The 15,650-nt window shown below is 36.2% G+C and carries 7 protein-coding genes, 4 tRNA genes and 3 rRNA genes; 12 read left to right on the top strand and 2 right to left on the bottom strand.

Features of this window, described 5'->3' with window-relative positions; all coding sequences use genetic code 11:
* Nucleotides 1–80: 80 nt before the first annotated feature.
* The gene (locus HYG85_RS01380) at nucleotides 81–1,733 is read right to left on the bottom strand and encodes a DEAD/DEAH box helicase (RefSeq protein WP_113671062.1); all 1,653 of its coding nucleotides are present in this window, start codon (nucleotides 1,731–1,733) and stop codon (nucleotides 81–83) included.
* A gap of 258 nt (nucleotides 1,734–1,991) precedes the next feature.
* Here HYG85_RS01380 and HYG85_RS01375 point away from each other — a divergent pair, with 258 nt between their 5' ends.
* Together HYG85_RS01375 and HYG85_RS01370 are read left to right on the top strand one after the other, a co-directional pair.
* Nucleotides 1,992–2,666, top strand: a complete 675-nt coding sequence (locus tag HYG85_RS01375; protein ID WP_212691962.1) for a LiaF transmembrane domain-containing protein — start codon at nucleotides 1,992–1,994, stop codon at nucleotides 2,664–2,666.
* A gap of 244 nt (nucleotides 2,667–2,910) precedes the next feature.
* A complete protein-coding gene (locus HYG85_RS01370; RefSeq protein WP_113671060.1) occupies nucleotides 2,911–3,552 on the top strand; it encodes a TVP38/TMEM64 family protein in 642 nt (213 codons plus the stop codon).
* A 124-nt stretch (nucleotides 3,553–3,676) separates the two neighbouring features.
* Here the strand turns inward: HYG85_RS01370 and HYG85_RS01365 are convergent, their stop codons facing one another.
* Nucleotides 3,677–4,486 (bottom strand): stalk domain-containing protein, encoded by an 810-nt coding sequence (locus tag HYG85_RS01365; protein WP_212691961.1) that lies wholly within the window; start codon nucleotides 4,484–4,486, stop codon nucleotides 3,677–3,679.
* A 700-nt stretch (nucleotides 4,487–5,186) separates the two neighbouring features.
* On the opposite strand from HYG85_RS01365, the gene HYG85_RS01360 reads away from it, so the two are divergent.
* From HYG85_RS01360 to opp4C, 10 genes are all read left to right on the top strand, one after another.
* Nucleotides 5,187–6,714 (top strand): 16S ribosomal RNA (locus HYG85_RS01360).
* Nucleotides 6,715–6,940: 226 nt separating this feature from the next.
* Nucleotides 6,941–7,058 (top strand): 5S ribosomal RNA (rrf, locus tag HYG85_RS01355).
* A gap of 474 nt (nucleotides 7,059–7,532) precedes the next feature.
* Nucleotides 7,533–10,431: ribosomal RNA gene (locus HYG85_RS01350) — 23S ribosomal RNA — on the top strand.
* Together the 16S, 23S and 5S rRNA genes with 4 tRNA genes alongside form the textbook arrangement of a ribosomal RNA operon.
* A 132-nt stretch (nucleotides 10,432–10,563) precedes the next feature.
* Nucleotides 10,564–10,636: transfer RNA gene (locus tag HYG85_RS01345), tRNA-Trp, on the top strand.
* A 44-nt stretch (nucleotides 10,637–10,680) separates the two neighbouring features.
* A tRNA-Asp gene (locus tag HYG85_RS01340) sits at nucleotides 10,681–10,754 on the top strand.
* Between the two features lie 34 nt (nucleotides 10,755–10,788).
* Nucleotides 10,789–10,861: transfer RNA gene (locus HYG85_RS01335), tRNA-Val, on the top strand.
* A 24-nt stretch (nucleotides 10,862–10,885) separates the two neighbouring features.
* A tRNA-Met gene (locus HYG85_RS01330) sits at nucleotides 10,886–10,959 on the top strand.
* Nucleotides 10,960–11,519: 560 nt separating this feature from the next.
* A complete protein-coding gene (locus tag HYG85_RS01325) occupies nucleotides 11,520–13,568 on the top strand; it encodes an ABC transporter substrate-binding protein (protein WP_212691960.1) in 2,049 nt (682 codons plus the stop codon).
* 78 nt (nucleotides 13,569–13,646) lie between these two features.
* Nucleotides 13,647–14,615 (top strand): ABC transporter permease, encoded by a 969-nt coding sequence (locus tag HYG85_RS01320; protein ID WP_113671056.1) that lies wholly within the window; start codon nucleotides 13,647–13,649, stop codon nucleotides 14,613–14,615.
* 19 nt (nucleotides 14,616–14,634) lie between these two features.
* A complete protein-coding gene (gene opp4C, locus HYG85_RS01315; RefSeq protein ID WP_113671055.1) occupies nucleotides 14,635–15,639 on the top strand; it encodes an oligopeptide ABC transporter permease in 1,005 nt (334 codons plus the stop codon).
* Nucleotides 15,640–15,650 lie beyond the last annotated feature (11 nt).

The following is a 15,650-nucleotide window of genomic DNA, read 5'->3' as shown; positions in this document are numbered from 1 at the left end:
ATACAGGCAGACCTCTGTTCAAGCAATATATAATATGTTACTTAAACAGAGGTCTGAAATTTTAACTATACAATTAAAATTTATCTTCTTCTTTTTCTTGTGTTGGCTAATTCCATTGTAATATTTTTACCACGGATTCTTGATTGATTCATTTTATCAATAACTTGATTAGCGTATTTTTCTGGTATTTCCACAAAAGTATATTTATCATACATATCAATTGAACCAATGGAGGAACCTTTTATCTTAGTTTCGCCTGCGATGGCACCAACTATATCTCTAACACCTATTTTATGGTTCTTTCCAATATTGACATATAATCTTGACATACCTTTTTCTCTTTTATTGCCATAGCGTTTGGATTTGTTATTTCCTCTGTCATTTCTATCATTATTGTATGGTTGTCTTCTACTGATTTCATAAGACAGATTCATGTTATTTTCTTCTTTTAATTCAAGATTAGACATAAGTAGTGCTGCGGCTATCTTATCAGAAGTATAACCTTTATCGTTAAGTTTGTTTATGATGTTTTCGTATTGTTCCAAATCAGAAGTATTGTCAATAGTAGAAGCTAGTGATTCCATATAGTTATCTATCTTAACAGCATTAACTTTGTTGATTGATGGAATTTTTTTTCTAGGTATATCTTTTTTAATATATCTAATTATATTCGATATTCTCCTAGTTTCTGTTTTAGAAACCAAAGTATAAGAAGTACCTTTTTTACCTGCTCTACCTGTACGACCAATTCTATGGACATAATATTCTTCATTATCTGGCACGTCATAATTAACAACCGCTTCAACATTTTGAATATCAAGGCCTCTTGCAGCAACGTCAGTAGCAACAAGTATATTAATAATACCTTTATTGAATTTGTTTAGTACGCTAAGTCTTACTACTTGATTCATGTCTCCATGTATTTTATCACATGCGTAACCATTGTCTTGTAATAAGTCTGTTACCTCATCAACCTTCTTTTTGGTATTACAGAATATTAATGATAGTTTTGGATGGTACACATCTATCAATCGTCTTAGAACTTCTAATTTATGATGTTCAAGAACATGATAATATCTTTGATCGATAGTATCAGTTGTCAATTCTTTTCTTGTAATCTTAATAAGCTTAGGCTTCTTTTGGTAATTATGAGTAATATCTAAGATACTTTTTGGCATAGTTGCTGAAAAAAGTATAGTTTGAAGATTTTCGTTAGGTATTTTACTTAGTATGGTCTCAATATCTTCTCTGAATCCCATATTAAGCATTTCATCAGCTTCATCCAGTATAATTGAATTAACATGGTCAAGTTTGATGGTTTTTCTATTCATATGATCCATAAGTCTTCCAGGAGTACCAATGATTATTTGAACACCTTTTTTTAGAACAGAAATCTGTCTATAGATAGGTTCGCCACCATAAACAGGAAATGATTTTACATTATGCATGTATCTTGTTAGCTTCTTGAACTCATTACATACTTGAACAGCTAACTCTCTTGTAGGGCATAGGACTAATACTTGTGGCTTTTTAATAGATGGATCCACTTTTTCTAATATTGGAATTGCAAATGCTGCCGTTTTACCTGTACCTGTTTGGGATTGTCCAATAATATCACTGCCTGATAATATTTCTGGAATTGATTTTTCTTGTATTTCAGTTGCTTCTTCAAATCCCATATCAGATATAGCTTTTAAAATATTATCAGATATATTTAATTCGTTGAAATTCATTATATTATCTCATCCTTAATCTTATTTGTGTTTTATCTTCTATAACTAAATCATTATAGTTGTTAATCGTGAAAAAATCAAGCATAATTTGATATATCTCTATTTTAACCAATTAATTCTTTTATTACTTATAAGTATATGTTAAAATATATTCAAAAGTATTAACATATTATTTATTAATAGTTTATTTTGACAAATACAGAATTGTTCAAAATAACATTGGTTACATAATAAATATTGTTAAAGGAGGACACTGATATGAAAAAAAGAAATCTATTAGGTATATTGATAATTGCAATTGGTGTTGTAATTCTATTAGGTAGATTGGATATAATTGATAGTGAAAATATCTTTGGTACTTATTGGCCCCTTATATTAATTGCTATTGGCTTAGTAAATCTATTTGATAAATATGGTTCAAAAACCTTAGCTTCTGTATTGATAATTGTTGGTGTTATATTTCAATTAAAGGAATTGAATCTAAAAATTCTGGAAGGTATTAATATTGGTGAATTCATATTCCCTGCAGTTGTCATTATAGTTGGTGCTTGGCTAATAATTCCTAAAAAAAAACGTAGTAATAAAAAAATATACTCAGATAATATACTAGACACTTTTTGTTTGTTTTCAGGAAGCGATATAATTAATGATTCAACAGATTTTCAAGGAGGTAATTTAGGTACTGCATTTGGTGGTATTGATGTTGATCTAAGAAATGCTAATATCACAGAAAATGAACCAATAATAATTGATGCATTCGTTGCATTTGGTGGTATTGATATAAAAGTACCTATGGATTGGAAAGTTGAAGTAAAAGGATTTCCTCTTTTTGGTGGATGGGATAATAAAACAAAAAGAGAGATGGCTGATTCAAATAAAGTACTTATAGTTAAAAGTTTTGTTTTGTTCGGTGGACTAGGCGTTGAATACTAAATAATTAATAAGAGAGATATCTAATGATAATGTAGAATCTCTCTTTAATTCTATTATTACAAATAAACTTCTCCAATAGCTATAAAAATTATTTTAATGCTAAAATTAAAGATTTATAATAATTTAAGATATTTTTTAATATATTTTAATAAGATTTTAATATTAATAAATTATACTAGACTTGTTGGATATACTAATAATATGTTGAATTTATAGATAGACGAAGAAGAAAGGATGTGGGATTATGATTGAATGGTTTAAAGAGTTAATGACACTTGGCTATTGGACAGACATGCTTAATCAAATAAGCTCTATGGGAATGTTTGCCGGTGTTGGATTAGCAATGATTGAAGCTTTTTTCCCACCATTACCTTTAATATTATTTGTAACGATTAATGTTATGGCCTTTGGCTTTTGGACTGGTTATTTATATTCATGGTTAGGTTCATGCATCGGCTCAATTATTGTATTCTTGGTAATAAAGAAATTTGGACAAAAAAGATTCCAGCAGAAGATTGCTAAAAACGAAAAAATCTATAATATTTTTAATTGGATTAAGGATAAAGGATTTACCCCTATATTCTTCTTATTAACTTTTCCTTTTACACCTTCTATAGTTGTTTGTGGTTTAGCAGCTCTAGCAGGCATTAAAAATAGAGAATATATTAGTGCGTTGGTTCTTGGTAAGCTTATAATGATATTTTCTCTAAGTTTCATAGGATTTAATATAAGGGCATTTGTAGAAAAGCCTCTTAAATCAATCTTATTAATATCAATAACATTTGCTATATCTTTGATAGGTAAAAAAGTTATTAAGCTATTTGAAAAAAAGTACGAAAAAAAGACATCGACCAAGAATGAAAAATTACCCGCAAAAGCTGCATGAAGAGAATTTGATTAATAATAGAAAAAATACCCTAAAGGTAAGTAGATAAGAATTTACCTTTTAGGGTATTTTTTATTATAAGAAGGGGGTATTTAGCTGTTTGAGTAAAATTAATTATTCTTGCCTAAGCATAAAAGTAATGATTATTGATCTGAGTAACAAATTTACGGTTATTCATAATCCAGAAATTTGAAGATTTTGCTGGATTAAGGAAATATAATGAATTACCAATGTTATTGGAACCATTCAGTGCTGCAATAGCGGCATTTATACTCTCTTGAGTAGGGGTATTGTATATGTTGCCGTCTGCAACTGGTGTAAATTGAATACCGTATTTGTTATCAAAAATAACAGATTTTATTGTGCTTGGAAATTCTGAACTTTTTTTTCGATTAATGATTACGTTAGCTACTGCTAATTTTCCAGCGTATGGTTCACCGACTGCTTCAGCCTCTACAATTCTAGATAACCAATATAAATCTTCTGAGCTATATTTGTTTGAAGGAGGGGTATACCCATTATTGCTGATATATACTGAGCTATTAGCCCATTTTACGTCATATCCTAATATTTCAGATATAAATCTTACAGGTACGAAAGTTCGTCCTCTGACTAAGTTAATTGGTGCATCGATTTTATATTGTTTACCGTTTACAGTTACATATCTAGAACCTACGGGTAATTTAATTACAGTTTGATTAAATACCAATGTAGCAGTCTTGGATGAATAATCCCATTTGATTGACGTAGCATTAAGTGCTTCTCCAATGAATCTAATTGGTACAAAAGTACGTTGATTTTGAATATAAGGATTAACGTCAGGAGTTAAAACATTTCCATTAACGTAAACAGGTATTACTTGAGAAGCAAATGCTTTGCTGGAAAAACTAAAAGCCAAAATTAACGAAATCATTAAAAGCATTATTCTTTTCATCTAATCACCTCAACAACAAGTCTAACAAATGTATTATCCAATCTCAATATGGAATTAATGGAAGAGATGTAAAATTCTAAAACTTAGAATAATTACTGTAAAATTTTATGTAATATTAATTACTAAGTATATATATTGTAATAACTTATATGTTGTAGGGGGATGGTACTGTCTGTATGTACTATATTAAATTAGTTCATGACCAGGAATAATTCATTAAAGATACTTAAAGAGGTTTCTAGTATAGTTAGAATAAATTCATAATGTTAATTAATGAGTAGTCAAAACAATCATGGCTTAATTAAAATATTTATACGTTATTTCTTAGTATAAATAATAAGATTATCTTTGAAATAAATCAGCTGATAGAAAAAAATTAATAATAATATTAGCAGTTATTGGAATTTTAATTTCCTTATATATACAGTAAATTTTACACTTAACTAATCATATGTCATAAAAAAAGATTTAAAAAATGTCGAATAAAGCCTTGACTTTATTATATATAAATGATATAATTCTTTTCGCTGAAGAAAACAAAACAGCAAGCAACAAATCAGGACAGAACCTTGAAAACTGAACAGTGAAACAACCAAAAACTTAGTAATAAGTTTTACCCAAGAAAATTCCTTAGTAAATTAATGGATAAGACGATAGTCTATAAAATATAAGCCAGAGCAATCTGGTCAAGATGAAACTTTAACATGAGAGTTTGATCCTGGCTCAGGATGAACGCTGGCGGCGTGCTTAACACATGCAAGTCGAGCGAGAAGCTACCTATTGAACCTTCGGGTGATTTAGGTAGTGGAAAGCGGCGGACGGGTGAGTAACGCGTGGGTAACCTGCCCTATGCAGGGGGATAACACATTGAAAAGTGTGCTAATACCGCATAAGACCACAGAGTCGCATGACTCAGTGGTAAAAACTCCGGTAGCATAGGATGGACCCGCGTCTGATTAGCTAGTAGGTAAGGTAACGGCTTACCTAGGCGACGATCAGTAGCCGACCTGAGAGGGTGATCGGCCACATTGGGACTGAGACACGGCCCAAACTCCTACGGGAGGCAGCAGTGGGGAATATTGCACAATGGGGGAAACCCTGATGCAGCGACGCCGCGTGAAGGAAGAAGGTTTTCGGATCGTAAACTTCTATCAGCAGGGAAGATAGTGACAGTACCTGACTAAGAAGCCCCGGCTAACTACGTGCCAGCAGCCGCGGTAATACGTAGGGGGCAAGCGTTATCCGGATTTACTGGGTGTAAAGGGTGCGTAGGCGGCGAAGTAAGTCAGATGTGAAAGCCCGAGGCTCAACCTCGGGACTGCATTTGAAACTGCTTTGCTAGAGTGCAGGAGAGGAAAGCGGAATTCCTAGTGTAGCGGTGAAATGCGTAGATATTAGGAGGAACACCAGTGGCGAAGGCGGCTTTCTGGACTGTAACTGACGCTGAGGCACGAAAGCGTGGGGAGCGAACAGGATTAGATACCCTGGTAGTCCACGCCGTAAACGATGAATGCTAGGTGTCGGGGGTCGAACCTCGGTGCCGCAGCAAACGCATTAAGCATTCCACCTGGGGAGTACGATCGCAAGATTGAAACTCAAAGGAATTGACGGGGGCCCGCACAAGCGGTGGAGCATGTGGTTTAATTCGAAGCAACGCGAAGAACCTTACCAAATCTTGACATCCTTCTGACCGTTCCTTAATCGGAACTTTCCTTCGGGACAGAAGAGACAGGTGGTGCATGGTTGTCGTCAGCTCGTGTCGTGAGATGTTGGGTTAAGTCCCGCAACGAGCGCAACCCTTATCTTTAGTAGCCAGCAAGTTAAGTTGGGGACTCTAGAGAGACTGCCGGGGACAACTCGGAGGAAGGTGGGGATGACGTCAAATCATCATGCCCCTTATGATTTGGGCTACACACGTGCTACAATGGCGGTGACAAAGGGAAGCAAAATGGTGACATGGAGCAAATCCCAAAAAAGCCGTCCCAGTTCGGATTGTAGTCTGCAACTCGACTACATGAAGTTGGAATCGCTAGTAATCGCGAATCAGAATGTCGCGGTGAATACGTTCCCGGGCCTTGTACACACCGCCCGTCACACCATGGGAGTTGGAAGCGCCCGAAGCCAGTGACTCAACTGCAAAGAGAGAGCTGTCGAAGGTGAAGCCGATGACTAGGGTGAAGTCGTAACAAGGTAGCCGTATCGGAAGGTGCGGCTGGATCACCTCCTTTCTAAGGAAAATAAGAGAAGCCGAGGCTAATCTTATAAAAGCACTAAGGACTTATGGAATAAAACTAATTAATTAAGTGGAGATTAATTTTTTAACTAAGTTCATCTAAAATTTGATATTCTCTAAGAATCACAGAGAAAATCAAATCAAGATTTACTAAAGTTAAAATATTAATTGATTGTTTCACTGTTGAGTATTCAAGGAACAACAAAAGAATACAGAAAATTTCTGGTGGCGATGCGTTTTTGGGAAACACCCGTTCTCATACCGAACACGATGGTTAAGCCATTAACGGCCGATGGTACTTGGTTGGAGACGACCTGGGAGAGTAGGTGGCTGCCAGATTACCAGTTTTACTTTAACTTCATATGACACTATCAAAATTCTTTAAGATGATTAAAGAATTTAGTTATCAGTTGTAGGAAATGTAAGTAAAAAAAATAAAAAAAGTGCTTGACACAACGCTGGTGACTATGATAATATATCCTAGCGCTTAACACAAGCCAAACAAAGAAACAAAAAAAGATTTATAATGAAAGAGATCGTTTTACATACGTAAAGCCGACTCTTAAATGAACATTGAAAACTACACATTGTAAGTTATTAATCCAATCGGACTATTGATGATAAATCATCGATAAGAAGAGAAGAAGAAATAACTAGACATCAAATAATCAATATCCTTGAAATAAATAGTAACCATATGTCGCATATGGAAAACTGTGAAAACAAGAAAAACCAAAGCAACAACAAGCTACGAGAATCAAAAGATTCTATAAAATAACTTGTAAATCTTAGCTCTTAGATGACTAAAACATAGGTCAAGCTAATAAGAGCATAGGGTGGATGCCTTGGCACTAGGAGCCGATGAAGGACGTGATAAGCTGCGAAAAGCTTCGGGGAGGCGCAAATAGCCATCGAGCCGGAGATATCCGAATGGGGAAACCTGGCTAGGAAATACCTAGTTACTGCATAGTGAATACATAGCTATGCAGGGGGAACTCGGGGAACTGAAACATCTAAGTACCCGAAGGAGTAGAAAGAAACATCGATTCTCTGAGTAGCGGCGAGCGAAAGGGGAAGAGCCCAAACCTAATAACCTAGTTATTAGGGGTTGTGGACTGCATAAGGTATCTTGAGAATTAACCGAATGGTTTTGGGAAAGCCAACCAAAGACGGTGAAAGTCCGGTAGGTGAAAATTCAAAAGAGCTGGCAGGATCCAGAGTAGCACGGGACACGAGAAACCCTGTGTGAAGCTGGGGGGACCACCCCCCAAGGCTAAATACTACCTAGTGACCGATAGCGAATAGTACTGTGAAGGAACGGTGAAAAGAACCCCGGGAGGGGAGTGAAAGAGAACCTGAAACCCTATGTTTACAAGCAGTCGAAGATCTATATATGATCGACGGCGTACTTTTTGTAGAACGGTCCGGCGAGTTACGTATACTGGCAAGGTTAAGGACTAAAGGTCTGGAGCCGAAGGGAAGCCAAGTCTTAACAGGGCGTTAAGTCAGTGTATGTAGACCCGAAACCGGGTGACCTACCCATGGCCAGGATGAAGTTACCGTAAAAGGTAATGGAGGTCCGAACCCACACGTGTTGAAAAACGTGGGGATGAGCTGTGGGTAGCGGAGAAATTCCAATCGAACCCGGAGATAGCTGGTTCTCCTCGAAATAGCTTTAGGGCTAGCCTTGATGGAGTCTAATGGAGGTAGAGCACTGAATTGTCTAGGGGGCTGCGAAGCTTACCAAAACATATCAAACTCCGAATGCCATATAGATGCTCATCAGGAGTCAGACTGCGCGAGATAAGTTGGGTAGTCAAAAGGGAAAGAGCCCAGACCACCAGCTAAGGTCCCAAAGTACATGTTAAGTGGGAAAGGATGTGAGATTTCGAAGACAACTAGGATGTTGGCTTAGAAGCAGCCATACATTCAAAGAGTGCGTAATAGCTCACTAGTCGAGAGATCTTGCGCCGAAAATGTCCGGGGCTAAAACATGACACCGAAGCTGTGGATTGATAGTAATATCAGTGGTAGAGGAGCATTCTTAAAAGGGAAGAAGCTGTACCGTAAGGAGCAGTGGACTATTAAGAAGAGAGAATGCCGGAATGAGTAGCGAGAGAGAAGTGAGAATCTTCTCGGCCGAATATCTAAGGTTTCCAGAGTAAAGCTGATCTTCTCTGGGTAAGTCGGGACCTAAGGCGAGGGCGAAAGCCGTAGTCGATGGACAACAGGTTGAAATTCCTGTACCGCATGCAAACAGAACTGTGGGGACACAGGAGGATAAGAGAATCGGGGAATGGAAAAACCCGTTTAAGTACAAAGGATAGGATGGAAGGAAAATCCGCCGTCCGTTTCTGAAGTACGAACAGGACCGAAATAAAAGTAGGGAAGTCTCTGAATCCATACTGTCAAGAAAAGCCGCTATTGTTTTGTATGTGCCCGTACCGTAAACCGACACAGGTAGATGAGGAGAGAATCCTAAGGCCGACGGGAGAAGCGTTGTTAAGGAACTCGGCAAAATGACTCCGTAACTTAGGGATAAGGAGTGCCTCTTTATAGAGGCCGCAGAGAATAGGCCCAAGCGACTGTTTAGCAAAAACACAGGTCTCTGCAAAACCGAAAGGTGAAGTATAGGGGCTGACGCCTGCCCGGTGCTGGAAGGTTAAGAGGAGGGGTTAGCGCAAGCGAAGCTCTGAATTTAAGCCCCAGTAAACGGCGGCCGTAACTATAACGGTCCTAAGGTAGCGAAATTCCTTGTCGGGTAAGTTCCGACCCGCACGAAAGGCGTAACGATTTGGGCACTGTCTCGACAACGCGCCCGGTGAAATTGTAGTACCAGTGAAGATGCTGGTTACCCGCGACAGGACGGAAAGACCCCGTGGAGCTTTACTCCAGCTTGATACTGGGATTCGGTATTACATGTACAGGATAGGAGGGAGACTTTGAAGCAAGGACGCCAGTCTTTGTGGAGTCGATGTTGGGATACCTCCCTTGTAGTACTGGATTTCTAACCTGGCACCATAAACTGGTGTAGGGACAATGTCAGGTGGGGAGTTTGACTGGGGCGGTCGCCTCCGAAAAGGTATCGGAGGCGCTCAAAGGTCATCTCAGAATGGTTGGAAACCATTCGAAGAGTGCAAAGGCAGAAGATGGCTTGACTGTGACACCGACGGGTGGAGCAGGTACGAAAGTAGGACTTAGTGATCCGGTGGTATGAAAGTGGGATTGCCATCGCTCAACGGATAAAAGCTACCCCGGGGATAACAGGCTTATCACTCCCAAGAGTTCACATCGACGGAGTGGTTTGGCACCTCGATGTCGGCTCATCGCATCCTGGGGCTGAAGTAGGTCCCAAGGGTTGGGCTGTTCGCCCATTAAAGCGGTACGCGAGCTGGGTTCAGAACGTCGTGAGACAGTTCGGTCCCTATCCGTCGTGGGCGCAGGATATTTGAGAGGAGCTGTCCTTAGTACGAGAGGACCGGGATGGACGAACCGCTGGTGTATCTGTTGTATTACCAAGTGCATAGCAGAGTAGCCAAGTTTGGAAGGGATAAACGCTGAAGGCATCTAAGCGTGAAGCCCCCCTCAAGATAAGATATCCCATACCGAAAGGTAGTAAGACCCCTTGAAGACTACAAGGTTGATAGGTCGGAGGTGTAAGCATGGTAACATGTTCAGCTGACCGATACTAATAGGTCGAGGGCTTGACCTAAGTACATCAAAGAGATTTGAGTGTATGGTAGTTAAGCTAAGAGTTAAGATATATAAGTTATGTAGCTTTGCAGAGGTTTGATAAGATGATTAAAGATGTTGTTCAATGTGTTGTTTTGAGCGTTTATTATTTAGGGGCATAGTTCAGTTGGTAGAACGTCGGTCTCCAAAACCGAATGTCGTGGGTTCAAGTCCTGCTGCCCCTGTTATATACAGATAAGTTATTCAATGTATAGAATTAATTTTATCTGGCCTAGTGGTTCAGTTGGTTAGAACGCCGGCCTGTCACGCCGGAGGTCGAGGGTTCGAGTCCCTTCTGGGTCGTTAGTTGCAAAACTAATTTTTTTTAATATTCCCAGGGCGCATAGCTCAGCTGGGAGAGCACCTGCCTTACAAGCAGGGGGTCACAGGTTCGAGCCCTGTTGCGCCCATTATATTTTACAATTTGATAATATGGCGGAGTAGCTCAGATGGCTAGAGCATACGGTTCATACCCGTAGTGTCAACGGTTCGACTCCGTTCTCCGCTACTAAGAAACTTATAACTATATGTTATAAGTTTTTTTAGTGTAAAAATATTTCTTATAATAATAAGAGTACATCTAAGAAAACTATAAATAATTTAGTTTCATAGTATATTATATTTTTAATATAATATTATTATAGTACAAACAATATATATCATCTATTAGATCATTTCCATGACTGCCAAATACTCCCATTATACGACTAAAAATACATACATAATCAAACAAATAAAAACAAAACATATTAATTATCTAAATAATACTACTTAATACAACATAAAAACAAAAATCATAACAATAATGCTATAAATACAAAATATTCACTAATTAGCTTTACAATTGCAAAAAAAAACAATATAATTAATATATGGTAATACTTATTTAATGTATTATCATATATACTTTTTAATATGCATTATAATTACATAAATTTATAACATATATATATATAATAGGTTGGCTAAGAACCTATATTATTATCTTAAAGAACCGGTCTAGTCATAAAAAGATAATAGAACTTGAACATAAAATCTTAGCTGGAATATATAAAAAGGAGGAGTAATATGAAGAATATTACAAAGATAGTTTCAATTTGTTTTCTTATTTTATGTTTGATGCTAAGCTTAACTGCTTGTAAGGGGGAAGAAAAAACAACAATAAAAGAAAACGATGGGGGAGATGCAACCGTTACTGAAGATAGTGATAAAGAGAAAGAACCAAAAGAAAAGAAAACTAAATATGATACATTAGTTTTGGGTTCATCAGATTTTAATGCTGTTTTTAGCCCATACTTTTCTACAACTGCATATGACACTGAGATAACAGAACGTACACAGGAAAGATTAATGTCCAATAATCGTCTTGGAGAGCCTACTTCTAATTTAGCTATATATGAAACACCAAAGGAAATCAAAGATGATGATGGTAATATAAGGACAGTATATAGATTTAAACTTCAAGATAACTTAAAGTTTAGCGATGGAGAACCTATAACAGCTGATGATATTATATTTACATATAAAATATTATGTGATCCAAAATATGATGGATCTTCAACTATATATACAACTCCAATTCTAGGAATAAATGAATATCGTTATGATGATCCTAATTATGCAGAAGTTATAGAAGGATTTAAAGCTAGCTCAAAGGATGTAACGAAAGAAGAAGTTGAAGCACGTATGATATCTGCATATGAGTCTTACGGTGCTGAAGTTATTGATGGATATACAGGTTTTGATAATCCTGATGGTTTAGAAGGAGATGACTTGAAAAAAGCATCTATAGCTAAATTTATTGAAGTAGAGACAGGTTGCTGTTATGGTGATTATGAAGAAGAAGCTATAGAAATGAAATTCAAAGAGCTTGAAAAAGGATACATTGAAGAGAATTTAGCTAGTGGAAATATTAAGGTTCCTGATATTGAAGGTATTAAAAAAGTTGATGAGTTAACTGTTGAAGTCACTATTGAAGGAGTAGATCCAAAAGCCATCTGGAATCTAGGTGCCATTGAAGTTACTCCAGAACACTATTATGGCGAAGGATACAAAAAAGGTGATTTAACAAAAGTAAAAGAGAAAAATGATAAGCCAATGGGTGCTGGTGCATACACATTTGAAAAATTTGAAAATAATGTTGTAACCTTTAGAGCTAATAAAAATTATTTTAAAGGTGAACCAAAAATCAAAAACATAAAATACCAAGTTGTATCAAGTTCTAATAAGCTTGAAACTGTAACTCTAGGAGAAGTTGATATTTCTGATCCAACAGCAAGTCCTGAGATGGTACAAAATGTTAAGGATGCAGGAATTCATTACGAATTAATTGAAAATCTAGGTTATGGATATATAGGTATTAACTCTGAAAGGATTACAGATAAAAACGTAAGAAAAGGCTTAATGCATCTTATGAATAGAGAACCAGCAATTAATACTTATTATGGTGAGTTAGCTAGTGTAATAGAACGACCTATGTCTAGGGTTTCATGGGCTTATCCAGAAAACGCAAAACCTTATTATGAATTCAGTGCTGACAAAGCTCTTGAATGTTTTGAAGCAGCTGGTTATAAACAAGTAGATAAAAGCGGTAGTAAAGTATTAGAAAAAGATGGTAAACAATTAAGGGTTGAAATTGGTATAAGTGGAGATGGTATCATGGACCATCCATCAGCTCCTATCTTGACTCAAATGAAAGAGGAAATGGAAAAATTAGGTGCTATATTAGATATATCTGATGTTGATGGTTCTATACTATTTGATAGACTAGATGCTAAAGAGTGGGATATGTGGGTAGCTGCATGGCAAGCGACTATTGATCCTGATATGTATCAAACTTACCATAGTGATGGACCTAGTAACCATTATTGTATAAAAGATGAAGAGTTAGATAAATTAATTCTTGATGCAAGATCAACAAATGATATTGAGAAAAGAAAAGAGTACTATTCAAAAGCTCTTGATATCATCATGGATGATGCAGTAGAAATGCCAGTTTACCAACGTAAGAATATGTATATATTCAATCCAGAAGTAATTGACATTGATACACTACCTAAAGATATGACACCATTCTATGGATATTTCAGAGAAATAGAGACTTTAGAATTAAAATAATAAATTATACATTTGCAGCCTTCGGGCTGCAAATAAAATCTTAATTATAATATAAGTTGAAAGGATGGTGGAATAATTTTGAGACAATATATTATACGAAGATTATTCGTTTGTATATTTATTTTACTAGGAGTTTCTATACTAATCTATACTTTAATAAGAGTAATGCCAGGTGATTATGTTCAAACTATGACTGCAGGAAATCAAAATGTTACGGAAGAAATGAAAATATCCCTTAGGAAATTATATGGGACGGAAACAAACATAGTTAAAGGGTACGTCGGTTGGTTAGGCAAAGCTATTCAGGGAGATTTCGGTGAATCTTTCTTATATAAACAACCAGTCAGTGAAGTAATAAAAAGTAAAATGTGGACATCCTTCACTATTGCATTCATTGCTTACATAATACAAATGATAGTAGCCATACCACTAGGTATAATATCTGCAACAAAACAATATTCAAAATTGGATTATGGTGTAACCATATTTGCATTTATTGGTATTTCACTACCAAGTTTCTTCTTTGCAGCTATACTTCAAAGAATATTTGCTTTTGGATTAGAATGGGTACCATTACAAGGTATGATAACCGCTAGAATGGATTATACCGGTTGGGCACTGATTAAGGACAAGGCATGGCATTTTATACTACCTATTGTGGTATTAGCATTCTTAAGCATAGGAAGTATTATGAGATATGCAAGAACAAATATGCTTGAGGTATTGAATGCTGATTATATAAGAACAGCTAGGGCAAAAGGATTAAGTGAAAGGAAAGTTATATATAAGCATGCTTTCAGAAATACTTTAATACCTATTGTAACTATGCTAGGTAGTTTATTACCTTCATTATTCTCTGGTGCTATTATTACAGAACAGATTTTTGCTATTGATGGATTAGGTTTTACAGCTTTCAAAGCTCTGAAATCAGGAGATATAAATTACATGATGGGATTTCTTACATTCTCTGCTGTTTTAACACTTCTGGGAACCCTGCTAGCAGATATTTTATACGGTGTCGCAGATCCTAGGGTAAGATTAAAATAATTGGAGAGGGGAGAAAATCATGTTAGAAAAATCAAAGATAGATATTGAAAATGAACAAGTTACTAATAATGATAGAGAAATCGTTGTAGACAAAATAATCACACCAGGGCAGCTGGTAATGAAACGTTTTGTAAGAAATAAATTAGCCATTATAGGTATGGTTATACTTGTTTCTATGTTTTTAATAAGTTTTATCGGTCCTTTTTTCTCACCATATGGTGAATATCAAATATTTTTTCAAAAAGACGGTGTTGAATTAACAGAGGACATTGTAAATTATGAGGATAAAAATATAAAAGTATTGATTAAAGCACCACCTTCAAGTAATCATTGGCTAGGTACAGATAGAGATGGTCGTGATACTTTTACCAGGTTAATGTATGGAGGAAGAATTTCATTAGTTATAGGATTTGTAGTTGTAGCAATAGAGCTGTTCTTTGGTATTATTTTAGGAGGTATTGCAGGATATTTTGGAGGAGTTACAGATAATATCATAATGCGTATAGTTGATATATTTTTCTGTATACCTTTTCTACCCATCGTACTTATTTTGAGTTCAGTATTAATTACTTTAGATGTGGATGGGTCAAAAAAAATATATTATCTAATGTTAGTATTAGGAATCTTGGGATGGGCAGGAGTAGCTAGGTTGGTTCGTGGACAGATTCTGAGTCTCAGGGAACAAGAGTTCATGATTGCTACTGAAGCTATTGGATTAAAGCCAAGAAAAAGAATTTTCAAACATCTTATTCCTAATGTAATGCCTCAACTAATCGTTATAGCTACACTGGGAGTTGGTGGAATAATACTTACAGAATCGGGATTAAGTTTCTTGGGATTTGGTGTTCCATTTCCTTTTGCGTCTTGGGGTAATATGGTTAGTGCAGTAACAGACCCTATCATTTTGAAAGGATATTTATATATTTGGATTCCACCTGGAATCTGTATATTAACTACAGTTATGGGATTTAACTTTGTTGGTGATGGATTGAGAGATGCATTTGATCCTAAAATGAGAAGATAGGTGGTGACAAA

Source organism: Vallitalea guaymasensis (assembly GCF_018141425.1).
GTDB lineage: Bacteria > Bacillota > Clostridia > Lachnospirales > Vallitaleaceae > Vallitalea > Vallitalea guaymasensis.
The sequence above is the reverse complement of the archived record's forward strand: the minus strand, read 5'-3'. Positions and strand labels throughout refer to the sequence as shown.

Bases quoted from the DNA above. Each gene is read 5' to 3' on its own strand.
- HYG85_RS01365 (WP_212691961.1), bottom strand. From the start codon at position 4,486: ATGAAAAGAATAATGCTTTTAATGATTTCGTTAATTTTGGCTTTTAGT.
- HYG85_RS01370 (WP_113671060.1), top strand. From the start codon at position 2,911: ATGATTGAATGGTTTAAAGAGTTAATGACACTTGGCTATTGGACAGAC.
- HYG85_RS01325 (WP_212691960.1), top strand. From the start codon at position 11,520: ATGAAGAATATTACAAAGATAGTTTCAATTTGTTTTCTTATTTTATGT.
- opp4C (WP_113671055.1), top strand. From the start codon at position 14,635: ATGTTAGAAAAATCAAAGATAGATATTGAAAATGAACAAGTTACTAAT.
- HYG85_RS01380 (WP_113671062.1), bottom strand. From the start codon at position 1,733: ATGAATTTCAACGAATTAAATATATCTGATAATATTTTAAAAGCTATA.
- HYG85_RS01375 (WP_212691962.1), top strand. From the start codon at position 1,992: ATGAAAAAAAGAAATCTATTAGGTATATTGATAATTGCAATTGGTGTT.